The organism is Desulfuromonas acetexigens (genome assembly GCF_900111775.1).
GTDB classification, from domain to species: domain Bacteria; phylum Desulfobacterota; class Desulfuromonadia; order Desulfuromonadales; family Trichloromonadaceae; genus Trichloromonas; species Trichloromonas acetexigens.
The window spans coordinates 22,890-46,648 of the sequence record NZ_FOJJ01000034.1 but is presented as its reverse complement, the minus strand read 5'-3'; the positions used below and the strand labels follow the sequence as shown (position 1 = coordinate 46,648).

The window sequence follows — 23,759 nt, the reverse complement described above, 5'->3', positions numbered from 1 at the left end:
CCAGCGGACAGATTTTACCCTGAATAAAAAACCACTTGACAATTCGCCGGTTTTTCTGCTTTATATGGCACCTTCCAGAAACAATGTTTTACGAATAGCAAAATTTTTGCTTTCTCGTGCCCCGCCTGCGCGGGACCATTTTCAACCTCACAAGGATGGCCGCAATGTCGCAGAAAATCATCAAGCCTTCGTTGAAGAATCCCCTCGATCCGCCCGAGAAGGTCGAATTCACCATCCCCGGCGAAATCTCCCGCGCCACCGGCGGTTATGAAGAGGCGATGCAGGAAGGGCACGACCTGATTCAGCGCCCGATCAAGTCGGTCAGCATCGGTCAGATCGAAAAACAGCACTTCAAGAAGCGCATGACCGTCTGGGAACGGATCAAGGTGCTGACCGAAAGCGAGCCGAACATCCTCTTCCAGAACTGGGGCAAGAATCTCGACGGCGCCTCTCTGGTCACCGGCATCCTCAATATCGGCGGCCGCGACGTGGCGGTCTACGGCCACGATTTCACCGTGCGTGCCGGTTCCATCGACGCCACCAACGGCCGCAAGCTCGCCCGGCTCTTCACCATGGCTGGCGAGAAGGGGATCCCCCTGATCGGCATGAACGACTCGGCCGGCGCCTTCGTTCCCGCCGGGGTCGGCGGTCTTGACGGCTACGCCGAAGCCTTCACCGCCCTGCGCAAGATCAGCGGCGTGGTGCCGACCATCATGTGCATGTTCGGCTTCAACGCCGGCGGCGGCTCCTACCTTCCCCGCCAGGGGAGCTTCGTCATCCAGCCGGAGGACACCTTCTTCGGCCTGACCGGCCCCGGCGTCGTCAAGTCGGTCCTCGGCGAGGATATCACCCCCGAGGAACTGGGCGGCCCCAAGGTCCACGGCAACTCGGGCGTGGCCGACCTGACCGTGGCCGACGAGACCTCCGCCCTGCGCGCCGCCGTCCGCCTGCTCAGCTACATCCCCGACAACAACGGCGTCATGGCCCCCTTCCAGCCGACCAGCGACCCGCTGGAGCGCAAAACCTGGGAAATCAATACCCTGCTGAAGAAGGCCTTCAACTCGCCGACGGGTTTCAACACCCCCTTCGACGTCTCGATCATCATCCAGCAGATCGTCGACCACGGCGACTACTTCGAGCTGCAACCGAAACGGGCCCGCGAGGCGATCACCGTCTTCGGCCGCCTCGGCGGCCACGTGGTCGGTTTCGTCGCCAACAACTCGGCGGTTTCCTCGGGCCAGATCGACTGCGATTCGGCGGTAAAAATCGCCCGCTTCGTGCGCTTCTGCAACATCTACAACATCCCCATCATCTTCATGGAGGACACCACCGGCTTCCTCCCCGGCCGTGAGCAGGAAGCCCGGGGCATCGTCCAGGCCGGCCGCTCCATGCTCGACTCGATCATCGACGTGCGTACCCCGCGCATCCTGCTGATCCTGCGCAACGCCTTCGGCGGCGCCTACGCCTCGTACAACAACTATCCGACCGGCGCCGACCTGGTGCTGGCCCTGCCTACTACCCGGCTCGCGGTCATGGGTCCGGCCGGCAAGGAATTCGTCTACAAGAATGAGCTGCGCAAGATCCGCTCCGGCGCCGCCGAACTGGCCAAGAAGGGAGCGGCCGAGCGCGTCGCCGCCGGGATGGATGCCGGCGAGGCCAAGCGGGACGCCGAGCGCGAAGCCGCCGACTGGCTCAAGGCCCAGGAAGGCGAGCTGAATCTGCGCTACGAAAAGGAATTGATGAACCCCAAAGAGGGCCTGACCCTCGGCTCCATCTCCTCCATCGTCATGCCGACGGATCTGCGCAAGGTCCTTGGCGAGAACCTCAACTTCCTGCTCCGCCACTACAAGCCTGCCCCCTGGCAGGATGTGCAGCGCGAATTCCATTAGGAGCGGAGCGATTCCATGTTGATGAAAGCGAACCCAGGTTTCGAGTCGGAGAAGACCCCCATGGCACAGAGCAACGATTACTATAAAAACAATCCCCTCATCCACCGCGACCGGCGCCTCGGGCGCGCGGACTCCGAGTGGGTACGATCCTTTTCCTGCGAGGCGCTGAGGCCCCTCATCGTCTGCCGCGGCCCGATCCGCCTGGAAGCGATGATGGTCTACGAGGAGATGGGGATCGCCCATTACGGCATCCTCCTCTCGGAGAAAGACTCCATCGTCTACCCCAACGCCCTCTCCCCCGAGCTGCGCATGCTCACCGACCCCACCCGGGTCCATCGGGTGCCCGACTATTCGGGGGCGAGCAAGGAAGAGCGGGTCGAGCGCATCGGCCAGATCATCCAGATCGCCAAGGATAATGGCTACGATTCGATCTTCGCCGGCTATGGTTTCATGGCCGAGGATGACGAGTTCGTCGCCGCCATCGAAGACGCGGGCCTGCGCTTCGTCGGCCCCTGCTCCGCCACTCAGCGCGGTGCCGGCAAGAAGGATGAGGCCAAGCGCACAGCGCTGAATGTCGGCGTCTCCGTTACCCCAGGCATCGACAACATCACCGCCCGCACCCTGGTGGCCAAGCATCCCAGCCGCGAGCAGCTGCTGGCCCTGGTCAAGGCCGAAGGCCTGAAATGCGACGCCCAGGTACTCGCCGATGCGAGCCTCTCCCTCGAGGCCCTCGCCAGCCACATCCTCATGGCCTCTTACGACAAGGGGATCGATCTTTTCACTATCGATGAGCTCGGCGCCCAGGTCGAGAAGGCCTGCGCCGAGATGTTCCGCGACTATCCCGGCAGCCGTATCCGGTTGAAGGCCATCGGCGGTGGCGGCGGCAAGGGGCAGCGGATTCTCGGCGCCACCATGCTGGCCAAGAAAAAACCGAGCGAAGCAGAGATCAAGAAGGCCGCCGCCGAAGCCCCCTCCCTGGTGCGGGAAGTGCTCAACGAAGTCAAGGCGGCCGGGGTTGGCGACAACAAGAACCTGCTCATCGAGCTCAATATCGAGCAGACCCGTCACAATGAAATCCAGCTCCTCGGCAACGGTGACTGGTGCATCGCCCTCGGCGGCCGCGACTGTTCGCTGCAGATGCACGAGCAGAAGCTGCTGGAAGTCTCCGTGACCCAGGAAGGTCTGGCTCTGGAAATCGCCAAGGCCAAGAAGGCCGGGCTCAAGGTCCAGGCCGAGGCCCTGGAAACGGACCTGCGCATCCTCAAGCGCATGGAGGAGGAATCGGAGCGTTTCGGCCAGGCCGTCGGCCTCGATTCGGCCTCGACCTTCGAGTGCATCGTCGACCGCGACCGCTATTACTTCATGGAGGTCAACACCCGCATCCAGGTGGAGCATCGCGTCACCGAGCTGGTCTACAACCTCAAATTCACCAATCCCAAGAACAAGAAGGATTTCTTCATCGTCGAGTCGCTGGTCGAGGCCATGGCCCTGCTCGCCCTGCACAAGGAGCGCCTCCCCCGTCCCGAGCGCCAACCCCGCTTCGGTGCCGGCGTCGAGGCCCGCCTCAACGCCACGGACGTCTCCCTCTCCCCCAGTGCCGGCGGCGTCATCCGCTACTGGTCGGAACCGATCGAAGGGGAAATTCGTGACGACCAGGGGATCTGTCTGGTCAATCCCGACACCGGCCATTTCATGCGCTACACCGTGGCCGGCGCCTACGACTCGAATATCGCCCTGCTCCTGACCAAGGGGGAAGACCGCCTCGACAGCTACCAGCACCTGGCCAAGGTGTTGCGCTCCACCACCCTCACCGGCACCGACCTGGCGACCAACCTCACCTTCCATTACGGCCTGGTCAACTGGTTCCTCAGCCGCAACGTCATGGCCAAGCCGACCACCCGCTTCGTCGTCCCCTACCTGACCATGGTCGGCAAGCTCAAGCAGGAAGCGAACAAGCTCGACGTGGTCTACGCCTTTTTAGCCGTGAAGAAACACTTCGCCAAGCTCTACGGCGCCGATCCCGAGGTGGCCAAGGCCATCTCCGAGACCCTCGACCGCAAGGGCACCCTGCTGACCCGGCCGATGGAGATTCTCCTTAATGATCCCCATCTTCTTTCCGGCTGGCTCAGCATCAACCGCTCGAACCTCGAAATCAAAAACGGCAAGCTGACCTGGCTGCGCAACCCCCTGGTCATTCTTCAGGAGACCTACGAATATCTGCACATGAATTGGCGGGAAGGGGCGCCGGCGGCGGAGATCATCTGGTCCCACGACCACGAGCTGCTGCAGCGGGCGCTGCGCTTCTATGACGATCTGCGCAAAGTCTTCGGGCTGAAGACGGAAGAGTTCATCCAGCTCAACACTCTGCTCGGCAAAGAGGAACCGCAAGGGGGCTACGATCAGGCCACCTGGGAAGAGATTCAGGCCGCCCACCTCGGCTTCGAGGTCGGCAACGAACTCCTTGGCCTCCTGTTCCTGATTGCCGACAAAACCAGTTTCTTCGACTTCAAGGTCGAGGAGAATCTGGAAGTCACCATCCCCGACTACCTCACCGACCTCGACCTGCAGGCGGCGATGAAAAAAGTGCTCGTCCCGCCCCCCTCCACCAAGGCCGATGAGATCGTCACCCCTGGCGGCGGCATGTACTATGCCCAGGAAGCCCCGGGCATGCCGCCTTTCGTCAAGGAAGGGGAGCATTTCGAGAAGGGGCAGCCGCTCTTTATCCTCGAAGTCATGAAGATGTTCAACAAGGTTCCGGCCCCCTTCTCCGGCACCGTCGACAAGGTGCTGATTGAAAACGCCGACGGCTTTATCGTGCAGAAGGGACAGCCGATCTTTAAAGTCACGCCCGACGAGAAATTCGTTGATGTCGACCCCAAGGAAATCGAAAAACTCAAGCGCGACACGACCAACGACTACCTCAAGGCGATTCTCTAAAGATCCGCACATAAAACGGGCCCCGGAGCGATCCGGGGCCCGCACTATCACAGCCGGTCGCACCCATCGGGGCGCGACCGGTTTTTTCGTTTTCAGATTCGTCTCGCCCCCCCCCCGAATCCCAGGCTGATCAAAAATGCCCAGATGCAAGGCGCCTGAAATTCGAGGAGTGAAGCGTACCTGAAAGGTACGTTGTAGCGACGAGAATGAAAGCAACGCCACAGATGGACGTTTTTCATCAGCCTGTCAGGTGGCGAGGATGTAATCGTCCCCATCCACACTCTCGGAAGTGCCTTCAAGGAAGGAGCCCTTGTGGACATCCTTGATGACTTGAACGACACCGTGATTCACGGACCAGACCGTGCCACAGACCCTGCACTCGAGAATGTCTTCGTAAAAGCCCTCGGAATGCAGGTCCACCGCTTTGAAGGATTGATGTTTGCAGATCGGACACTTCATGGCGTTCTCCTTTCGTCAGGATCTTGGGCCTGCGATCATTCATTGCCTTTTTATAGAGTATAGGGAAAGGCCTCCCCGGCGCAAGAGGCCGACGAAAGAAAAAATAGCTAAAACAGTATGTTAAGCAGCGAAACTGGGTTCTTTGGACCGTGCCCACAGAAAGACGGACGTATCTCACAACCTGTCGGACTAAGGGCGACGATGGAAAATCAGGGGATTAATGATGCGCGGCGGGGCGTGCGAAGGGCTTCGGACTCATCGGAACGATAGGGGAGAGCGATCACGGGAAAAAAGTCCGGTCAGGCGCTAAGCGCCGGAAATCAAACCCTGTCAGGGTTAAATTTTCCCCGATCGTGGGTGCGACTCACCTCAATAACCGAACAGGGGCAATTCGCAGGGGGGGATGAGGCCTCGCTCCTCGGCCCGCGCCAGCAGGGTCGTCACCGCCGCCAGTCCTTCCTCTCCCAGATCGAGGGAAAAAGGGTTGACGTAGAGGCCGATATGGCTGTCGATGACCGTATCCGCCAGTTCCTGGGCGTGGGCCTTGATGTAGGGACGGGAGAGCTGGGGATGGGCGAAGGCGAATTCGACGGAGCGCCGCAGCGCCTCGTCGACTTCGCGAATCAGTGCCGCGCCGAGGGAGCGCTTGATGAGAATGCCGCCAAGGGGAATCGGCCGGCCGGTCGTCTCCTCCCACCACTGGCCGAGATCGAGGATTTTATGCAGCCCCAGGCCCTGGTAAGTGAACCGCGATTCGTGGATGATGACCCCGGCCGCCACCTCGCCCCGCGCCACGGCCTCCATGATCCGGTCGAAGGGCATGATCCGTACCTGATCGAAACCTTCGCCGTAAAGCTGCAAGAGGAGGTTGGCGGTCGTCAGCCGGCCGGGAATGGCGATGGTCTGCCCGCGCAGAGCCGACATCTCCCCCGCTTCCCGGGCCACTACCAGTGGGCCGCAACCGCGCCCGAGGGCGCCGCCGCTGCGCAACAGGGCGTAGTCCCGTCGTAGATGACCGAGGGCGTGATAGGAAATCTTGGTCATGTCGAGGGTTCCTGCCAGGGCCAAGGCATTGAGCGTTTCCACATCCTCCAGCCGCTCCTGGAAATCGAGATCCCCCAGGGGAATGCGCCGGTGTACCAGGGCATCGAAAATGAAGGTGTCGTTGGGACAGGGGGAATAGCCGAGGGTCAGGGTCTTGGTCATGCGCTTTCCTTACTGTCGTGCCAGCGGTTGAGCAGCTCCTGTACCGCCCTTTGCGCGGTCTCGGCGCCGGCCTTGAGATCCCAGCGCGCCAGGTCGCGGTCTTCCACCAGGTTCGAAATGCCGCGAATTTCGAGAAAGGGGATGTCGTGCAGGGCGCAGATCTGGGCGACGGCGGCGCCCTCCATGTTCTCGCACAGGCCGCCGGTGCGCGCGGCCAGGGCCTCCCCTCTGGAGAGGGTGCCGGAACAGGTGGAAACAGTGACGAAGGGACCGAAGGCAACCTGGGCGAAGCGCTCCCGCGCCGGGGAATTGAAGAGATTGCGGACCTTTTCCAGCAGCCAGGGGCAACAGGGATAGTGGTTGTAAAAAGACTGGGTGCCGCGCCGAGCCAGGGGCAGGCCGAGGGCTTCCATGTCGAGAAAACCCTGCGGAGTGAGGGCTCCTTCGTCGCCGTAGATCTCTTCGCTGGCCACGGCCAGATCCCCCACCCCCAGCCCCGAACCGGGGAAGGCGCCGCCGCAGCCGAGAACGATCACCGCCGCCGGCCGGTAGGTGGCGAGCAGCAGCGTGGTCGCGGCGGCGGCGTTGACCTTGCCGACGCCGCAGTGCATGAGGGCGACGCTGCGCCCCAGGCGCGAGCCGAGGTAGAGCTCGCGCCCGCCGCAGTTGCGCACCTCGCAGGGGCTCAAAAAGCGGCGCAGCAGGCTGGTTTCCAGAGGAACGGCGGCAAGCAGGGCAATCATGGGGACCGGCGCAGGTTGGCGGAAGACGGCACGGAGCAAGCGGAATAGAAAATAACTGCGGGGCGACTCACGAGTGATACCAGCCCTGGCGAATCAGGTCGCGGCGCAAGGGAACCCCCTGATTGCGGACGATCCCCTGGTACCAGAAGAGATCGCTGTCCACGGGCGCCCCTTCCGTCGGCGGATCGAGCCGTTTGCGCCGGTCGACCAGATTTTCCTGAAAGCGCTCATCGCTTTCAGCGACGATCTCGCGGATTTTTTCGGCCAAAGCCGGCGCCGTTCCGGCCATGACGAATTCGATCAGATCGCGCAGCCGCAAGCCCTGGCGGTACTCCCAGAGATCCCCCTGAAAACCGGCGACGCACTCGCTGACGAAATCGCTCCAGTCGAGAAGCAGCCCGCCGAAATCCTCCTCGGCAAATTCCCCGTAGTCGGGATGCTCGGTCAAGAGCACCTCGATCTGGTCCTGCTCCTTTTTCGAGAGGAAGAAAGCGAAGTCGTCGGCCACCGGATACATATCGAGAAGGTCGCAGAGCTCCTCGCAGAAGCAAGCGTAATCGAGTTCGCTCTCGCTCATCCCGGCGAAGGGGGCGGGGAGCGACTTGCGCGGCAGGCACATGAGCGACAGGTGATCATGGCCGCTGTCCGTGGGGAAGAGCAACTCGGGATCGTGACGGATGCCCCGACTCGCCAGCAGATCGGTGATGCGCAGGTGATTGCCGGTGAAGCAGGTCAGAACCTTTTCCTCCGAATAGAAGATCTCGATCCCTTCCCGGTTGTTGGCCAGGCCGAAACCGACAAAGCCGTCGTGAATCAACCGCGGCAGGTAAGGCTCGAGCGCTTCGAGAATCTCCGAGGTCGGCAGGTAGGGGGAATAGTAGATGGTCGGGGTAGGATTTTCTTCCTGCGAAGTCGCCGCTTCGTTATCGTAATATTCGAGGATGAAAAACATCTCCTCGGGTAGGCGTAACATCAGCGCGGACAACAGACCGGGAATCCGGTCGGCATCGACCATGATCGAGAAACGATAGGAATCGGTGGTGTTTTCCAGGGGACCGAGGACATAGCCTTCGGTGTAGATTTGCGCTGGGGTTCCGGGCGCCGGCGGCCAGAGGCGCAGGCCCAGGGGGAGTTGCAGGGACAGGGATGACAAGAGGAATCCTTTGTTCGCTGAAGTGGTGCGTGGAAGACGGCGGAAACTCGTTTAATCCGATGGTTCCACACTTGATCAAATTAGAGGATTCCCCCAAAAATGTCAACGGCCGCGCCCCGCGTGACCGTTTTGCATCCACCGCTAAGTATTCGTTTAGTTTGGTTAAATGTTTTTATCTTAGATAAATTAATTCAGTTGACAATATGTCCCGTTTTCGATATATCCGATTGGAATAAAACCACTTTTTGATTTAAATAGGGTTGTTGCATGGAATACAAAATCGGCGCGAAGATCAAGAAGCTCCGCAAGGCGCGCAAGCTGACGTTGCAGGACGTCGCCCGCGAAACCGGCTTCTCCCCCGCGCTCATCTCGCAGATCGAAAACAACAACGTCTCGCCGCCCATCGCCACCCTCTCCAAGCTGGCGCGCTTTTTCGACGTGAAAATGGGGCACTTCTTCGAGGAGGAAGAGGAAGAGCACAAGTACGAGGTGGTGCGCAAGGATGCCCGACGGGTCATCAACCGGGTCATCTCCAAGGCCGGCACCGGCCACGGCTACACCTACGAAGCCCTCTCCTTCCGCAAGCACAACAAGAAGATGGAACCCTTCCTGGTAACCGTTTCCGAACGCGCCGGCGAGGAAACCCTCTACAACCACGAAGGCGAAGAGTTCCTGCTGATTATCAAAGGGCGGGCCGAAATCATCCTCGACGAGGAACGGATCATCCTCGAAGAGGGGGACGCCGTCTATTTCGATTCCTCCCTCCGCCACCGGTTGCTCTCCTACGACGGCAACGAAGTTCAGGTGCTCGCCGTCGTCACCCGTTGATTTGGAACGTTAGGAGGTAAGGAGTGAAGGGTGAGGGGAAAAGGCTTTCACACCCCTCACTCCTTACCCCTCACCCCTCACCGCCACAAAGAAAGGTTTTGCGCGAATGAGTCCGTTCGAGAAAAAGTCCTTGAGCGACTGGGAAGCGTTGGTCAAGAAGGAACTCAAGACCGACAATCTGGATAAATTGCAGTGGGACACGGCTGAAGGGATCCGGGTCAAGCCCCTCTATACCAAAGCCGACGTCGAAAAACTGGAGACCGCCGACACCCTTCCCGGTGTCGCCCCCTTTGTGCGCGGACCGATGGCCTCCATGTACGCCGGGCGACCGTGGACGGTGCGCCAGTATGCGGGTTTTTCCACCGCCGAGGAATCGAACGCCTTCTATAAACGCAACCTCGCCGCCGGCCAGCAGGGCCTTTCCGTCGCTTTCGACCTCGCCACCCATCGCGGCTACGATTCGGACCATCCCCGGGTCGTCGGCGACGTCGGCAAGGCCGGGGTTGCCATCGATTCCGTCGAGGATATGAAGATCCTCTTCTCCGACATCCCACTGGACAAGGTTTCGGTCTCGATGACGATGAACGGCGCGGTCCTGCCGATCATGGCCAACTACATCGTCGCCGCCGAAGAGCAGGGGGTTTCCCAGGAGAAGCTGGCCGGGACCATCCAGAACGACATCCTCAAGGAGTTCATGGTCCGCAACACCTACATCTACCCGCCGGAACCCTCGATGCGGATCATCTCCGACATCATCGAGTACACCAGCAAACACATGCCCAAGTTCAACTCCATCTCCATCTCCGGCTACCACATTCAGGAAGCCGGGGCGAACAACGCCCTGGAGTTGGCCTTCACCCTCGCCGACGGCCTGGAGTATGTCAAGGCGGCCATCGCCAAGGGGCTCGATGTCGACGCCTTCGCCCCGCGCCTCTCTTTCTTCTTCGCCATCGGCATGAACTTCTTCATGGAAGCCGCCAAGCTCCGCGCCGCCCGTTTCCTCTGGGCCGACCTGATGCAGCAATTCCAACCGAAAAACCCCAAATCGCTCATGCTGCGCACCCACTGCCAGACCTCGGGCTGGAGCCTCACCGAGCAGGACCCTTACAACAACGTCATCCGCACCACCCTCGAAGCCCTGGCGGCGGTCCTCGGCGGCACCCAGTCGCTGCACACCAACGCCCTCGACGAAGCCATCGCCTTGCCCACCGAGCAGTCAGCCCGCATCGCCCGCAATACCCAGCTCATCATCCAGGAAGAATCGGGCGTGACCAACGTCGTCGATCCCCTGGGCGGCTCGTACTACGTCGAATCGCTGACTTCCGCCCTAGTCGAGGAGGCACGCAAGATTCTCGCCGAGATCGATGGCCTGGGCGGCATGACCAAGGCCATCGAATCGGGGATGCCGAAATTGCGCATCGAGGAGTCGGCGGCGAAAAAGCAGGCGGCCATCGACTCGGGGCGGGAGGTCATCGTCGGCGTCAACAAGTATAAGTTGGCCAAAGAAGAACCGATCGACGTCCTCGATATCGACAACACGGCGGTGCGCGAAGGGCAGATCGCCCGCCTGAAAAAGATGCGCGCCGAGCGGGACGAAGCCGCCTGCCAGAAAGCCCTGGCCGCCATCACCGCCGCCTGCGCGGATACGCAACAGAATCTGCTCGGCCTGTGCGTCGAGGCCGCCCGCCTGCGCGCCTCCGTCGGGGAAATCTCCGACGCCATGGAAAAGGTCTTCGGCCGTCATCGGGCCGAAATCAAACTCGTTTCGGGAGCTTACGGATCGATCGTGGAAAAGGATCAGGATTTTAGCGCATTGAAAGCGCGCATCGACGCCTTCGCCGCCACCGAAGGGCGCCGGCCGCGCATTCTCGTCGCGAAGATGGGTCAGGACGGCCATGACCGTGGGGCCAAGGTCGTCGCCACCGCCTACGCCGATGCCGGCTTCGACGTCGACATGGGACCGCTCTTCCAGACCCCCGAGGAAGCGGCGAAAATGGCGGTGGAGAACGACGTGCACGTGGTCGGCGTCTCCAGCCTCGCCGCCGGGCACAAGACCCTGGTGCCGCAACTCGCCGCCGAACTGAAGAAACTCGGCGCCGACGACATCGTCATCGTCTGCGGCGGCGTCATCCCTCGCCAGGACTACGACGAGCTGCTCGCCGCCGGCGCCGCCCGCATCTTCGGCCCCGGTACCCCGATCACCGTCTCCGCCACCGAGACCCTCGACGCCATCGAGGAAAAACGGCGGTAACGCAATATATCCATCTCAATGACCGATAGGGGCGCAGCATGCTGCGCCCTTACTCGTATTAATGACCGTAGGGGCGATCCACCCATGGGTCGACCCTTTTACAGCGAACCGAGGTTTTTCTTGCACAAAACCCACGATCTCGCCGAAGGGGTGAAACAGGGGCAATTGCGCGCCCTGGCCAAGGCCATCACCCTCATCGAAAGCCATAACACCGATCATTCCCCGGCGGCGGCCGCCCTGCTCGAAGAACTTCTGCCCGCCGCGGGCAACGCCATGCGCATCGGCATCTCCGGCGTGCCCGGCGTCGGCAAGAGCACCTTCATCGAAGCCTTCGGCCTCCATCTGACCCGCTTAGGCCACAAAGTCGCGGTCCTCGCTGTCGACCCCAGCTCCCAGATCTCCGGCGGCAGCATTCTCGGCGACAAGACGCGCATGGAAGAACTCGCCCGCGACCCCAACGCCTTCATCCGCCCCTCCCCCGCCGGCAGCACCCTCGGCGGCGTCGCCCGCAAGACCCGCGAAACCATGCTCTTGTGCGAAGCCGCCGGTTACGATGTCGTCATCGTCGAAACGGTCGGTGTCGGCCAGTCAGAAATCACCGTCGCCTCGATGGTCGACTTCTTTCTGCTCTTGCAGTTGCCCGGTGCCGGCGATGAGTTGCAGGGAATCAAGAAAGGCGTCATGGAGATCGCCGACGCCATCCTCATCAACAAGGCCGACGGCGATAACCGCCCCCGCGCCGAACTCGCCCGCAGCCAGTACGTCAACGCCCTGCACCTGATCCGGGCGAAAAGCGATCATTGGCAGGTTCCGGCCCTGCTTTGCAGCGCCCTGCATGGCGAAGGCATCGCCGAAGTCTGGGAAACCATCCGCGACTTTCGCCGGGCCATGGAAGAAAGCGGAGAGTTCGCTGAAAAGCGCCAACGGCAGGCGGGCGACTGGATGTGGACGATGGTTATGGATGAACTGAAGCAGCTCTTTTTGCACGATCCCAAGGTCGAAGCCCTGCTCCCCCGACTGCAGGAAGCCGTCGACCGGGGCATCACCACCCCCGGCATCGCCGCCCGGCGACTGCTGGAGGCGTTTCGGCGGCCGTAGGGGCACCGCCTGAGATGATCCGGGTGGTGCAACTGACCGTAAGGGCGCAGCATGCTGCGCCCCTACCGTGAAACCCCATTGACCCGGCCGTAGAGTTGCACCGATGTTCGCCCAACCGTCGCAAATTGCGAATTCGCCCCCGGGCGACCCATGGGTCGCGCCTACACCTCAAACAAATCCCAACCCTTTCTCAATCCATTCCTAACATTCAGGAGACAACATGACGAAGTTGATCAACCACATCGGCATCGCCGTCAAGAGCCTGGAAACCGCCCTCCCCTTTTATCGCGACGTGCTCGGCATGCCTTTCGAGGGGACCGAGGAGGTCGCTGAGCAGAAGGTCCGTGTCGCCTTTATCGGCGTGGGGGAAAGTCGCATCGAACTGCTGGAGCCGACCTCGCCCGATTCGCCGGTGGCGAAGTTTCTTGAGAAGAACGGGGAAGGGGTTCATCACATCGCCTACCAGGTGGACGACATCGTTGAAACGCTGTCCCGGCTGAAAGCCTCGGGTGTGCGTCTGATCGACGAAAGCCCCCGACATGGCGCTCATCACAGTCTGATCGCTTTTCTCCACCCCAAGGCCACGGGCGGCGTTCTCACCGAAATCTGTCAGCCCGGCTGATTTTTTTGGTTTTTTACTATAAAAATAACGCTGTTTGTTTTTTATTTGATCAATTACAACAATCATTCAAGGCACTTGAATCAGATTAGAAGTTTTGCCTTGACTTTAAATCGGATAAAAATATACTGAACGCCTCTTTGGTAAAACAGCTATTTGCCAACCCCTTCCCTGGCGAAAAAAGCTGAATCCACAGAGGCGTTTTAGCGACCCACCCGCCCTTGCGATTGACTTGGCCATGGGGATTGCTAGACTGAACGGCGGCAAGTTCGCCTCTTTTCTCGCACCCAAGGGGGTTTTTATGAAAAAAGTCCTGCTCTCGCTTTCCTTACTGCTTGTGGCCCTGCTTGTTTCGACTCACGCCTGGGCCGTGGACCCCGGCGCCGAGCCGCCCGATTTCCAACTCAAGGACCTTGACGGCGTTCCCTTCAAGCTCTCCGACCACAAGGGCGAGCTGATTATCCTCAAGCTGGCCACCACTTGGTGTCCTACCTGCTTGCAGCAAAGCAACGAATTCACCCAGGGCGCCGAATACCTGAAAGAAAAGAACGTCCGCTTGGTCGAGGTCTACCTTCAGGACTCGGAAAAAATGGTCAAAGAGTACAAAAACAAGATCAAATACGACTTCCCCCACCACACCATGATTGACGACGGGCAGGCCCTCAAGGCCTACAACGTCTACCTGATTCCCCGGGTCATTCTCATCGACCGCAACTTCAAGGTCCTGCGTGACGGCAACATCCTCACCGCCGGACAGATCAAGGCCGAATTCGAGAAAGTTCCGGTCGCCCGGCAACCCTAGAAAAGCCTTCTAATGATCGATCTTTCGTTGACGTTCAGCAACAGTGTGGCAAATAAAGCACAGTAAAAAAATGACCGAAAAACTCTCCTTCAACTACCACGCAGGGAGAAAGATCGAATAATTTCAAGTTGATGCGATCTTTTCTTGAAGTTTTTTCGAGTTTTTCCGAATTGGCATTCTCCTTGCGAATAAAAGGGTGTTCGTTTTGTCCGCTGAAGGTTTCAATAGGCCGACACCCGTAGAATCCGGTCCAAACATAGACGCTAACGAAGGGAGGTGAAAGGTATGAAGAAACTGGTAACTCTGTTGATGGTGACGGTGCTGGCCGTTTCGCTTTCGGCTTGCGCCACGACTAAAGGCGGCACCACCAAGATCAAGTGTCCTGCTTGCGGTTACGAATTCGAAGCTCCGGCAGGGGGTTAGTTCAACCTCGCACGCTGACCGACCAGGCTTTCCGGCGCCTCGCCGGCCGGCCGCACGAACTTTATGATCACTATTCGTATCAGGAGGCAAAAGTGAGCAGATTAACGAAAATCATGGTAGCGCTGCTGGCCTCGACGGCCATCGCCGCCCCGGCCTTCGCCATCACCGGCGATGTCTCCGGCTTCCTCCACGTCCGCGGCGTCGCCGCCGACAACATGGACGGCCGGGATAAAGATGGGAATCTTACCACCTACAAAACTCTCGACGATGGTACAGTCGTAAAGGACTATACTACTGACGACAACACCCGCGCCGTCGACTCCCGTCTTCGCCTCTTCACCACCGCCGCTCTCAACGAGAACGTCAAGGCGGTCTTCACCGTCGAGGTTGACTATGTGTGGGGCGACACCGACAACGATCCGAACACGACGTCGATTGGCCGGGTGGGTTCCGACACGACCAGCCAGATCGAAATCGCCAATCTCTACCTCGACTTCAACATCCCCGAGGCCAATACCAACGTCAAGGCCGGTACCCATTACTACAAGATGGGCGGCGGCCTGATCCTCGGCGAGCACGCCTCGGGCGTGAGCACCCGCACCGCTTTCGATGAAAACACCAATTTGGGTCTGTATTGGGCCAAGGTTATCGAAGGTGTCGACGAAAATGACGGTGCCGATGTAGACTTCTACCAAGCCCAACTAGACATGAAAGTTGGTGAACACACTATTAGCCCCTTTGTCGCCTACTATGATGCCGATGACAATCAAATTATGCAGTATGGGCCTACTACCACAATCGACAATATGATTCTCGAACAACAGTACTACTATGGTCTTGAATTGAAAGGCAAAATCGACGCTTTTGAGTATAGTGGCGTTGCCTTTTACAACGATGGTCGCATGAAGGCGGATGTTGATAACGATGGCACATTGGACACCCTGAGCACTGATGCATTTGCCTTTTTGGCCAACGCTGGTTACACCTTGGGCGATACGAAACTTATAGCCGAAGCAGCACGCTATGGTGACAGCGATAGCCCCACTGGGGAAATGGTGACAGTTGCAGGTTTCAATAACTTCTCTGAAATTCTCACTGGTGGTTATTTTGACGTTCGTGCCGGGGCAGGCGGTGTTGACCAAACTGTAGCAACCAACCGCCTTGGCCGCACGATCTCCGGAAATGGCTCTTACTACATGAACTTCCAGTACGCCAAGCTGGGTGTTGAGCAAAAAGTGAGCGAAAAGAGCAAGATTCGCGCTTACTACATCTATGCCGAGGAAGCTGCTGACAACCAAGTCCGTTTCCTGTCGAACGGCAAAAGCATGAAACGCATCACTTTCGGTCATGAACTTGATCTCTATTATGATTACACCGTCGTTCCCGGCCTGATCGCGACCTTGGGCGGCGGCTACCTGCTGGCTGACGATGATTTCGGTTACGATGTTATCGGTACCAAGGAAATCGGTGGCGACGATGCCTGGAAAGCCGGCTTGGGCTTGGCTTACAAGTTCTAAGATTGCCGACTTAGCAGCATTATGCTAGTTTGATGGCCGGGCTTTTTTGCCCGGCCATTTTTTCTGAAAAGCCTTTATTGAATGTGATAGGCGTCAATCTTCAGCCAAGGGGCCAATGAAGGGCATCCCCCTTTGAAAAAGGGGGAGACGCTTCAGCTGAAGATTAGTGCTAATCCGCTTATTAAAAATCAGGGCGCACGTCGGTGCGCCCCTACCGCAAGATTCCGTACATCCGTCAACCCAAGGAGATGCCGCACATGCCGTTCTTCCCCCGTTCGTTGCTCGTCGCCGTGCTTCTGCTGGCCGCGTCGGCGATATTGCCTCCGTCCGCGTCGGCCTTTATCGAAAACCTGGCCCGCGACTTCAAACCCGTCTCCGGGGTGGTAATCATGCCGGCGAAGGGGGAATTTCTCATCGACCTCGACGCCAAGTCGAATGTCGCCATCGGTGATCTTTTCACCGTGATGCAGCCGGGGGAAAAGGTTGTGCACCCGGTGACCAAGGAAGTTGTCGGCACCATCGACGAAGTCAAGGCCATCCTGCAGGTCACCCGGGTCAAGTCCGGTTATTCCTACGCCAAGCCCGTGGGGGCGGCCCCCGAAATTAACGCGAAGGACGCCATCCGTCGTTTCGAGAATCTGCCGGCGATTTTCTGGGACTATACCGGCGAGGGGGAAGCGGTCTATGCCCAGGTCAAGCAGGCCCTACCGACGCTCGAATGGCAGGAATACGCCGCGACCCAGGCGACCAAGCCTGAAAACCCGGCGGCGGCCGTCGGCTTTCAAGGTTTGACCTTCGTCCTCAAGCCCGGCAAGCTCGAAGTTCGCGATCCGGCTTTCACCGTGCTGCGCGCCTATGCCGTCGGCGGAGCCGCCGCCCCGGCCACCGCGACAATCGCTCCTGCGGCCGGCATTCCGGTCGCGGCCGCCCCCAGCGTTTCCGCTCCGGCGATGATGCCCGCCCCGACCGGCGCAGCTATCATCGCCGCTCCGGCCCCGACCGGTTCAAGTGTGGTCGGCGACTTCTCCCCCGCCATCGTCCGCCAGAATCTCGCCGAAGCGGAACGGGGCGTGTGGGTCAGCCCCGCCGTCAAGGAACCGCTGGTCGGGGTCGAAGTCGGCGAACTGGACGGCGACGGCAAGCTCGAAACCGCCCTGCTCTACGCCCACCGCATCGACATCACCCGCTTCGCCGACGGCGCCTCGGAAACGATCGCCCAGGTCGATCTCGGCAAAGGGCGCAAGGCCCTGGCCATTGACGGCGCCGATCTGAACGGCGACGGCCAACTCGAACTGTACATCACCGCGGCCTTCGACGACCGCCTCTCTTCGATGATCGTCAGCGCCGGCGCCGACGGCTATCAGGTTCGCAAAACCAACATCAACTACTATTTCCGCAATGTCGACCTGCCCGGCGAAGGAGTCGTGCTGCTGGCCCAGGGCATGGGCGATGAACATCAGGATTTCGCCGGGCCCATCTTCCGCGTGCAAGGCAACGGCAACGACATCCAGCAGGGTGCCAAGGTCGAGGTGCCCAATCCCATCCGTCTGTACAGCTTCTCTCCGCTAACGGCGAACGGCAGCGGCGGCGATTCCATCGCCTACCTGAGCCATCTCGACAACCTGCAGATTTTTTCCGCGAGCGGCGAAAAACTGTGGGAAGGGAGCGAGCGCATGGGCGGCAGCGAGGAATTCATCACCCGCGTCGATCCGACCAAGCGCCCGCAGGATGGCGACAACACCCGCGATGCCTACCTGCAGGCCCGGCTTGGGCGCGGCGATGCCGGGGAAATCCTCATCCCGGTCAACGAGGGAGACTGGTTCCGCGCTCGGGGCAAGACCTTCCGCAAGAGTAAGCTCACGGCCATGGTCTGGAACGGCCAGGAACTACTCGAAGCCTGGCACACCCGGGAACAGAACGGCTACATGGCCGACTTCCGCCTGGCCGACATCGACAACGACGGCCAGAAGGAAGTGGTCATGGCCATCAACGGCGCCAGCACCGGCCTGCTCGGCGCCCGCCGCTCGTCGCTGTACGTCTTCGAAATGCAATAAACGACATCCGGTAGGGGCGCAGCATGCTGCGCCCCTACGATTGTGACCCCACTTAACACGAACGGCCCGGTTTTTCCCGGGCCGTTTTTTCGATTTTCTTTCCGGCAACAGGCGGAATTACTTCGGGGAAATTTATTGCCGACGGCTTTTTCACCATCCAGAAGTAAGACCCGATTGCAATTACCCGATAAAAAACGCCCCCTCGCAACAGGGGGCGTTTTTGTTGCCGGCTCGCCCAAGAACTGTTCACAAAATTATTGTTTGACCCCGACCCCATGCACGTTTAAACTAAGTATAAACTTTTTTTTGGGATAGGATCTCATGACCGAAACCATTCTCAATATCAAACGCTGGGGGAACAATCTCGGCGTCCGCTTGCCGGCGGCGGTGGCGGGCGCGGCCCATCTGCATGAAGACCAGCCGGTGCGCATCACCGTCGAGGGGGATAGGGTCATTATCCAGCCGGTGAAGGATCAACCCTTGACCCTGGAAGAGCGCCTGGCGTTGTACGATCCGGCGCGTCATGGCGGCGAGGTTATGGTCTGTCCGCCCCTGGGGGCCGAACAGTGGTAGCCGTTCCCTGGGTTCCGGAGCGCCAGGATATTATCTGGATCGACTGCAACCCCCAGGTGGGACGGGAAATGCGCGATGTTCATCCCTTTCTCGTTTTGTCGCCGCGCCTCTTCAACGAAAAGACCTCACTGGTGATCGGCTTGCCGATGACGACGGCAGGTTACAACGCGGATAATCCCTTTGCCGTGGAGGTCGGCGTGGCCAAAGGACGGAAGGCCGGCCAAGCGAGTTTTGTCCTTTGCCATCAGCCCAAACCCTTTGATTGGCGACTCCGTGGGGCCTCGACCCATCCCATGAAACGCCTGTCCGATGCGCTCTTCGCCCAAGTCTGCGAGCGGCTGAACCAGATTATTCAACTTTAGCCGCCCTCCCCGCCTATCTCGCCACTTTTTACAAGGAACAACCATGACCTCCCCCGAATCGACCTGGGATCTTTCTCCGCTCTATGGCAGCCCCGACGACTCCAAACTCGTGGCCGATCTGGAGGCGGCACAGCAACTGGCGCAGAAATTCCGCCAGGATTTTCGCGGGCGCATCGCCTCGGAACGGCTCTCCCCGGAAGCCTTGGTGAGTGCGCTGAAGCGTTACGAAGAGCTGCAACGCCTTATCCTCAAACCCTACTTCTACGCCCAACTCCTTTTTTCCCAGGACAGCCGGCCGGCGGCGCACAAGGCCCTGCTGGCCCGAGTGCGGGAGAGTTGGAGTTCCCTGGCCGAGACCACCCTCTTTTTCGAACTGGAAGTGCTGCGCATCGAGGAAGTGCTTTTTGCCGCGCTGCTGAAAAACCCCGAGGTCGCCGCCTACGGCCACTACCTGCGCCAGCTCCGGGCCCACGCCCCCTACACCCTGAGCGAAGAGGTAGAACAGGCCGTAAAGCGCAAGGATCTTTCCGGCAAGGAGGCCTTCACGCAGCTCTTCGAGGAACTGACCTCGTCCTTCCGCTTTTCCTTCACGTTGCCCGGCGAATCCGAGCCCCGGGAGGTCTCCGGCGAGGAACTTCTGGCGCTGCTCCATCATCCCGACGGGCAAATCCGGGAAAACGCTTTTTCGACCTTTCTGCGCAAGCATGCGGAACAGGAGCTGCCCCTTACCGCCTGTTTCAACAACCTGCTGCTCGATCATGGCAAAGAGGTCGAACTGCGGGGCTATCCCGACCTGATGACGCCGACCCATCTGGCCTGCGAAACGGAAGCCGACATGGTCGAACGCATGATGCAGGTGACCGAGGCCAACTACGGCCTGGCCCGGGAGTACTTCGAGCTGAAGCGGCAACTGCTCGGCCTAGAACGGATGAAGAATACCGACATCTACGCCCCGCTCGGAACCGGCGGCCGGGAATATACCTTCGCCCAAGCGAAGACGGTGGTCCTCGACGCCTTCGCCGGATTTTCGCCGCAAATGGCGAATATGGCCGAAAAGTTTTTCACCGAAGGACGGATCGACGCCTTTCCGGCGCCGGGAAAAAGCGGCGGCGCTTTTTGCATGGGGATGATGCCGGGACTGGCGCCCTACGTGCTGTTGAACCATACCGGCAACCTGCGCGACCTGAGCACCCTGGCGCACGAACTGGGGCACGGCGTTCACTTCGCCCTCTCCCAGGGGCAAAATTTCTTTCAGTATCAGGCGCCGCTGCCGATGGCGGAGACGGCGAGCGTCTTCGGCGAGATGCTGCTGACCCGCTCCCTTCTCGACAAGGAACCGGATCGCCAGGTGAAGATCGAACTGCTCTGCGCCAAGCTGGAGGACATCATCGCCACCACCTTTCGCCAGAACGTGCTGACCCGTTTCGAGCTGGCCGCCCACAAAAAGCGCGGTGCGGGACTGCTCGCCGCCGACGACTACTGCGACCTCTGGTGGCAGGAAAACGCCAGGCTTTTCGGCGACGCCGTAACGATGATCGAGCCCTACCGCTGGGGTTGGGCCTACATCAGCCACTTTATTCATTCCCGCTTCTACTGTTATTCCTATGTCTTCGGCGAACTGCTGGTGCTGGCGCTCTATCAGAAATATCGGGAAGACGGAACCGACTTCGTCCCCCGTTACCTGGAACTGCTCGCCGCCGGCGGCAGCGCCCCGCCACAAACGCTGCTCAAGCCTCTGGGGATCGACCTGGCCGATCCGGAGTTCTGGCAAAAAGGATATGATTTCGTTGGGGAATTGCTGAAGGAATTGCGGGGATTGGTGGAGAAGCCGTGAGGAGTGAAGCGTAGGGGGATGGGTAGGGGCGCAGCATGCTGCGCCCCTACGGTTCGACGGTTCAACAGGATTTTGTGGCTGGGGCGCACCTATGTGCGCCCCTGTTTCATTTGCAAAGGACGATATTCGAGCGCAGGCGGAGCGCCCCTCCGCTTACATCAATCCCTTCACTTTGGCCGCGATATTCTCGGCAGTGAAACCGAAATATTGCATCAACTGATCGGCGGGGGCGCTGGCACCGAAGCCGGTCATGCCGATGATGGCGCCGGTATTTCCCACGTAGCGTTCCCAACCGAAGGGGACGGCCGCTTCCACCGCCACCCGGCAGGTGCAGGCGGGGGGGAGGACTTCGTCACGATAATCCTGCTCCTGGGCATCGAAAAATTCCCAGCAGGGCATGGAGACGACACGGGTGCCGATCCCCTCTTTCTGCAAGAGCTCCCGCGCGGCCAGGGCGGGATGGACCTCGGCGCCGCTGGCGAGAAGGATGGCTTGCAGCTCCCCTTCCTCGCGGGCGAGAACATAGCCACCCAGGTGCAGGCCGTCGGCGCCAGCAAACTGCTCGCTGTCGAGGGTCGGCAGGTTCTGGCGACTGAGGATCAAGGCGGTCGGCTCGCTGTGGTTGGCGATGGCCGCCTCCCAGGCACGCACCGTTTCGTTGGCATCGCAGGGACGAATGACGTTGAGGCCGGGGATCGCCCGCAAGGTGGCGAGATGCTCCACCGGCTGATGAGTCGGGCCGTCCTCGCCGAGACCGATGGAATCATGGGTCAGCACATAGACAGTCCCCAATCCCATCATCGCCGCCAAGCGGATCGGCGTGCGCATGTAATCGGCGAAGACCAGGAAGGTGCCGCCAAAGGGGATCAGACCGGGGGTGTGGGCGAGTCCGTTGAGGACTGCGCCCATGGCATGCTCGCGGATGCCAAAATGGATATTGCGGCCGCTCGTTCCGGGGGCGAAGAACGCCTGCCCTTTGAGTTCGGTGTTGTTCGAGGGGGCGAGGTCCGCCGAGCCGCCGAGGAGCAGCGGCAGAGCCCCGGCCAGGGCATTCAAGGTGTCACCGCTGGCTTTGCGTGTCGCCGCCGAGGTCCCGGCGGCGAATTCGGGCAGTGCCGCCTGCCAGCCGTCGGGGAGTTCCCCGGCTTGCAGCTGGTTCCAGGCTTGCAGGGAGGCATTATCCCCTTGCAGCTTCTCGGCCAAGCGGGCCTGCCAGGCACTTTCCAACTGCGCGCCGCGCGGGAGAATTTCCGCCATATGCGTCCGCACCGCCTCGGAAACAACGAAGGACTGCTCGGGGTCGAAGCCGTAGAAGGCTTTGGCGGCCCGTAATTCCTTCTCGCCCAGGGGCGCGCCGTGGGCCTCGGCGGTATCCTGTTTGGTCGGGGCGCCGATGCCGATATGGGTGCGAGCGACGATCAGCGACGGCCGGGGATCCTGCTTGGCCCGGTCGAGGGCGCCGTCGATCTCCGCGAGATTTTCCCCCTCGACCCGCTCGATGTGCCAGCCACTGGCGAGGAAGCGGGTGGCGACCTCTTCGCTGAAGGCCAGGGAGGTTTCCCCCTCGATGGTGATGCGGTTATCGAGGTAGATGTAGATCAGGTTGCCGAGACGCAGATGGCCGGCCAGAGAGGCCGCCTCGGCGGAAAGGCCCTCCATCAGGTCACCGTCCGAACAGAGCACGTAGGTACGGTAGTCGAAGAGTTCACCATCCACCTGTTGCTGAAGAAAGCGGCCGCCCATGGCCATGCCGACACCGACCGCCACCCCTTGGCCGAGGGGGCCGGTAGTCGTTTCGACGCCGGGGGTGTGGCCGAATTCGGGATGACCGGGGGTGCGGCTGCCCAGCTGCCGGAAATTCTTCAGATCGTCCAGCGACAGGTCGTAGCCGCTCAGATGCAGAATACCGTAGAGCAACGTTGAGGCATGCCCACAGGAAAGGATGAAGCGGTCGCGCCCGGCCCAGTTGGGGTTGGTCGGATTGTGGCGGAGGTGGCGCTGGTAGAGCAGGTAGGCGATGGGGGCGGCTTCCATGGGGGTGCCGGGATGGCCGGAACGGGCTTTTTCCACAGCGTCGGCGGCGAGCAGGCGCAAGCTGTCGATAGTCTGCTTGGCCAGGGTCGGATCGATGGCAGTTTGGGACACGGTGAACTCCTGTCGAATAAAGAAGGGTGCGTAACGGGGAAAATTCGAGCGGCCGTCTTCGGATAGAACAACCGCGAGACAAGGCGAAGAAGCGACGGACGCGAGGCTGACAAGCCGGCACGGGTCGCAAAAGAGCAGCGGGATTATAACCGAAACGGCCGGCCGATACACCCCTGAATTGCGTAAAATTCGCGAATTTCCGCGCTTTAATCACGATTCGGGGAACTCGGTGAAGGTGCCGTGATGATCGACGACCGGAAGGCACAAAGGGAGAGGGCCGATCAAGGGGGAGGCATCCCTTATGACCGGCCCTTGGGTGAAACAGGGAGATGGAGCTACAGGAGGTATCTTTCGGCTCGCCTGCCACAACAAGCCGTCGATGTTTATAAATTACAAAAAAAGTCTGATCGCCGCCACGGGGGAAGGCGTAAAAAATCAGGCCCGCATGTCCGGTTTCGCCCTGTGCAAAGGCACAGTAGACAAGCAGGTGCTCCAAAAAGACGACCGGCCAGGGGGAGGTACCCTGGCCGGTCTGGGGTGGAACAAGAGGGAGAAATGAAGAGGAGGGTCTTCATGCTTCGTCGAGCCGCCTGCCACAACAGCCCGTCGATGGTTCAATCCTAACCGAAAGCGATACCGACCGCCACGGCGATTCCCGTAAAAAATCGCGGCCACGCTCACGGTCATTTACTGTGCATTCGCACAGCGGCAAGCCCAGCGCACGCGCCGCAAAAGACAGGGCCGGCCCCGAAGAACTTCGGAAGGCCGGCCCTGAACAGGGGGGGAAAATGAAGAAGAAGGATCTTCTCCAGCCTGGCCCGTCTGCCACAACAGGTCGAGACGGAAGAAAGCATAAACGAGAAAAA

19 protein-coding genes are annotated in these 23,759 nt (G+C 60.3%); 14 read left to right on the top strand and 5 right to left on the bottom strand.

The window, feature by feature from the left end; genetic code table 11:
• The first annotated feature begins 164 nt into the window (after nucleotides 1–164).
• Nucleotides 165–1,889 (top strand): acyl-CoA carboxylase subunit beta, encoded by a 1,725-nt coding sequence (locus BQ4888_RS10925; protein WP_092057258.1) that lies wholly within the window; start codon nucleotides 165–167, stop codon nucleotides 1,887–1,889.
• A gap of 60 nt (nucleotides 1,890–1,949) precedes the next feature.
• Nucleotides 1,950–4,826 (top strand): ATP-binding protein, encoded by a 2,877-nt coding sequence (locus BQ4888_RS10920; RefSeq protein ID WP_092057539.1) that lies wholly within the window; start codon nucleotides 1,950–1,952, stop codon nucleotides 4,824–4,826.
• Nucleotides 4,827–5,072: 246 nt separating this feature from the next.
• On the opposite strand, the gene BQ4888_RS10915 is transcribed toward BQ4888_RS10920, so the two are convergent.
• The 4 genes from BQ4888_RS10915 to BQ4888_RS10900 all read right to left on the bottom strand — a co-directional run bounded on the left by BQ4888_RS10915 (nucleotide 5,073) and on the right by BQ4888_RS10900 (nucleotide 8,387).
• Nucleotides 5,073–5,285 carry a hypothetical protein gene (locus BQ4888_RS10915; protein WP_092057256.1) on the bottom strand — a complete coding sequence of 71 codons (213 nt, stop codon included), beginning with the start codon at nucleotides 5,283–5,285 and terminating at the stop codon, nucleotides 5,073–5,075.
• Between the two features lie 369 nt (nucleotides 5,286–5,654).
• Nucleotides 5,655–6,491 carry a 1,4-dihydroxy-6-naphtoate synthase gene (locus BQ4888_RS10910; RefSeq protein WP_092057254.1) on the bottom strand — a complete coding sequence of 279 codons (837 nt, stop codon included), beginning with the start codon at nucleotides 6,489–6,491 and terminating at the stop codon, nucleotides 5,655–5,657.
• Nucleotides 6,488–7,234, bottom strand: a complete 747-nt coding sequence (gene mqnB / locus BQ4888_RS10905) for a futalosine hydrolase (RefSeq protein WP_092057253.1) — start codon at nucleotides 7,232–7,234, stop codon at nucleotides 6,488–6,490. The genes BQ4888_RS10910 and mqnB overlap by 4 nt, the downstream gene beginning before the upstream one ends.
• Before the next feature lie 67 nt (nucleotides 7,235–7,301).
• The gene (locus BQ4888_RS10900; RefSeq protein WP_092057251.1) at nucleotides 7,302–8,387 is read right to left on the bottom strand and encodes a hypothetical protein; all 1,086 of its coding nucleotides are present in this window, start codon (nucleotides 8,385–8,387) and stop codon (nucleotides 7,302–7,304) included.
• A gap of 267 nt (nucleotides 8,388–8,654) precedes the next feature.
• On the opposite strand from BQ4888_RS10900, the gene BQ4888_RS10895 reads away from it, so the two are divergent.
• The 11 genes from BQ4888_RS10895 (at nucleotide 8,655) to BQ4888_RS10850 (ending at nucleotide 20,748) form a co-directional block, all read left to right on the top strand.
• On the top strand, nucleotides 8,655–9,215 hold the full coding sequence (locus BQ4888_RS10895) for a helix-turn-helix domain-containing protein (RefSeq protein ID WP_092057250.1): 561 nt from the start codon (nucleotides 8,655–8,657) through the stop codon (nucleotides 9,213–9,215).
• A 106-nt stretch (nucleotides 9,216–9,321) separates the two neighbouring features.
• On the top strand, nucleotides 9,322–11,466 hold the full coding sequence (scpA, locus tag BQ4888_RS10890) for a methylmalonyl-CoA mutase (protein ID WP_092057248.1): 2,145 nt from the start codon (nucleotides 9,322–9,324) through the stop codon (nucleotides 11,464–11,466).
• 84 nt (nucleotides 11,467–11,550) lie between these two features.
• Complete coding sequence (meaB, locus tag BQ4888_RS10885) at nucleotides 11,551–12,564, top strand: methylmalonyl Co-A mutase-associated GTPase MeaB (RefSeq protein WP_092057246.1); 1,014 nt, start codon at nucleotides 11,551–11,553, stop codon at nucleotides 12,562–12,564.
• Between the two features lie 220 nt (nucleotides 12,565–12,784).
• A complete protein-coding gene (gene mce, locus BQ4888_RS10880; protein ID WP_092057244.1) occupies nucleotides 12,785–13,186 on the top strand; it encodes a methylmalonyl-CoA epimerase in 402 nt (133 codons plus the stop codon).
• A 298-nt stretch (nucleotides 13,187–13,484) separates the two neighbouring features.
• Entirely contained in the window at nucleotides 13,485–13,985 is a 501-nt protein-coding gene (locus tag BQ4888_RS10875) for a TlpA family protein disulfide reductase (protein ID WP_170232831.1), read from the top strand.
• A gap of 285 nt (nucleotides 13,986–14,270) precedes the next feature.
• On the top strand, nucleotides 14,271–14,408 hold the full coding sequence (locus BQ4888_RS17595) for a hypothetical protein (protein WP_170232830.1): 138 nt from the start codon (nucleotides 14,271–14,273) through the stop codon (nucleotides 14,406–14,408).
• 92 nt (nucleotides 14,409–14,500) lie between these two features.
• Entirely contained in the window at nucleotides 14,501–15,925 is a 1,425-nt protein-coding gene (locus BQ4888_RS10870; protein ID WP_092057239.1) for an alginate export family protein, read from the top strand.
• A gap of 257 nt (nucleotides 15,926–16,182) precedes the next feature.
• Nucleotides 16,183–17,979, top strand: coding sequence for an FG-GAP repeat domain-containing protein (locus BQ4888_RS10865; RefSeq protein ID WP_092057237.1), 1,797 nt, complete (start codon nucleotides 16,183–16,185; stop codon nucleotides 17,977–17,979).
• A 321-nt stretch (nucleotides 17,980–18,300) separates the two neighbouring features.
• On the top strand, nucleotides 18,301–18,552 hold the full coding sequence (locus BQ4888_RS10860) for an AbrB/MazE/SpoVT family DNA-binding domain-containing protein (protein WP_092057235.1): 252 nt from the start codon (nucleotides 18,301–18,303) through the stop codon (nucleotides 18,550–18,552).
• Complete coding sequence (locus BQ4888_RS10855) at nucleotides 18,546–18,914, top strand: type II toxin-antitoxin system PemK/MazF family toxin (protein ID WP_092057234.1); 369 nt, start codon at nucleotides 18,546–18,548, stop codon at nucleotides 18,912–18,914. The genes BQ4888_RS10860 and BQ4888_RS10855 overlap by 7 nt, the downstream gene beginning before the upstream one ends.
• A 43-nt stretch (nucleotides 18,915–18,957) precedes the next feature.
• Nucleotides 18,958–20,748 carry a M3 family oligoendopeptidase gene (locus BQ4888_RS10850; RefSeq protein WP_092057232.1) on the top strand — a complete coding sequence of 597 codons (1,791 nt, stop codon included), beginning with the start codon at nucleotides 18,958–18,960 and terminating at the stop codon, nucleotides 20,746–20,748.
• A gap of 153 nt (nucleotides 20,749–20,901) precedes the next feature.
• Here the strand turns inward: BQ4888_RS10850 and tkt are convergent, their stop codons facing one another.
• Complete coding sequence (tkt, locus tag BQ4888_RS10845) at nucleotides 20,902–22,893, bottom strand: transketolase (RefSeq protein ID WP_092057230.1); 1,992 nt, start codon at nucleotides 22,891–22,893, stop codon at nucleotides 20,902–20,904.
• A 301-nt stretch (nucleotides 22,894–23,194) separates the two neighbouring features.
• Between tkt and BQ4888_RS10840 the strand changes: the two genes are divergently transcribed.
• Complete coding sequence (locus BQ4888_RS10840; protein ID WP_092057228.1) at nucleotides 23,195–23,452, top strand: hypothetical protein; 258 nt, start codon at nucleotides 23,195–23,197, stop codon at nucleotides 23,450–23,452.
• Nucleotides 23,453–23,759 lie beyond the last annotated feature (307 nt).

Excerpts from the sequence above, each read along its gene's own strand:
- BQ4888_RS10860 (WP_092057235.1), top strand. The coding sequence starts at position 18,301 with ATGACCGAAACCATTCTCAATATCAAACGCTGGGGGAACAATCTCGGC.
- mce (WP_092057244.1), top strand. The coding sequence starts at position 12,785 with ATGACGAAGTTGATCAACCACATCGGCATCGCCGTCAAGAGCCTGGAA.
- BQ4888_RS17595 (WP_170232830.1), top strand. The coding sequence starts at position 14,271 with ATGAAGAAACTGGTAACTCTGTTGATGGTGACGGTGCTGGCCGTTTCG.
- BQ4888_RS10910 (WP_092057254.1), bottom strand. The coding sequence starts at position 6,491 with ATGACCAAGACCCTGACCCTCGGCTATTCCCCCTGTCCCAACGACACC.
- BQ4888_RS10850 (WP_092057232.1), top strand. The coding sequence starts at position 18,958 with ATGACCTCCCCCGAATCGACCTGGGATCTTTCTCCGCTCTATGGCAGC.
- BQ4888_RS10895 (WP_092057250.1), top strand. The coding sequence starts at position 8,655 with ATGGAATACAAAATCGGCGCGAAGATCAAGAAGCTCCGCAAGGCGCGC.
- BQ4888_RS10865 (WP_092057237.1), top strand. The coding sequence starts at position 16,183 with ATGCCGTTCTTCCCCCGTTCGTTGCTCGTCGCCGTGCTTCTGCTGGCC.
- BQ4888_RS10915 (WP_092057256.1), bottom strand. The coding sequence starts at position 5,285 with ATGAAGTGTCCGATCTGCAAACATCAATCCTTCAAAGCGGTGGACCTG.
- scpA (WP_092057248.1), top strand. The coding sequence starts at position 9,322 with ATGAGTCCGTTCGAGAAAAAGTCCTTGAGCGACTGGGAAGCGTTGGTC.
- mqnB (WP_092057253.1), bottom strand. The coding sequence starts at position 7,234 with ATGATTGCCCTGCTTGCCGCCGTTCCTCTGGAAACCAGCCTGCTGCGC.
- BQ4888_RS10840 (WP_092057228.1), top strand. The coding sequence starts at position 23,195 with ATGACCGGCCCTTGGGTGAAACAGGGAGATGGAGCTACAGGAGGTATC.
- BQ4888_RS10875 (WP_170232831.1), top strand. The coding sequence starts at position 13,485 with ATGAAAAAAGTCCTGCTCTCGCTTTCCTTACTGCTTGTGGCCCTGCTT.
- meaB (WP_092057246.1), top strand. The coding sequence starts at position 11,551 with ATGGGTCGACCCTTTTACAGCGAACCGAGGTTTTTCTTGCACAAAACC.
- BQ4888_RS10920 (WP_092057539.1), top strand. The coding sequence starts at position 1,950 with ATGGCACAGAGCAACGATTACTATAAAAACAATCCCCTCATCCACCGC.
- BQ4888_RS10925 (WP_092057258.1), top strand. The coding sequence starts at position 165 with ATGTCGCAGAAAATCATCAAGCCTTCGTTGAAGAATCCCCTCGATCCG.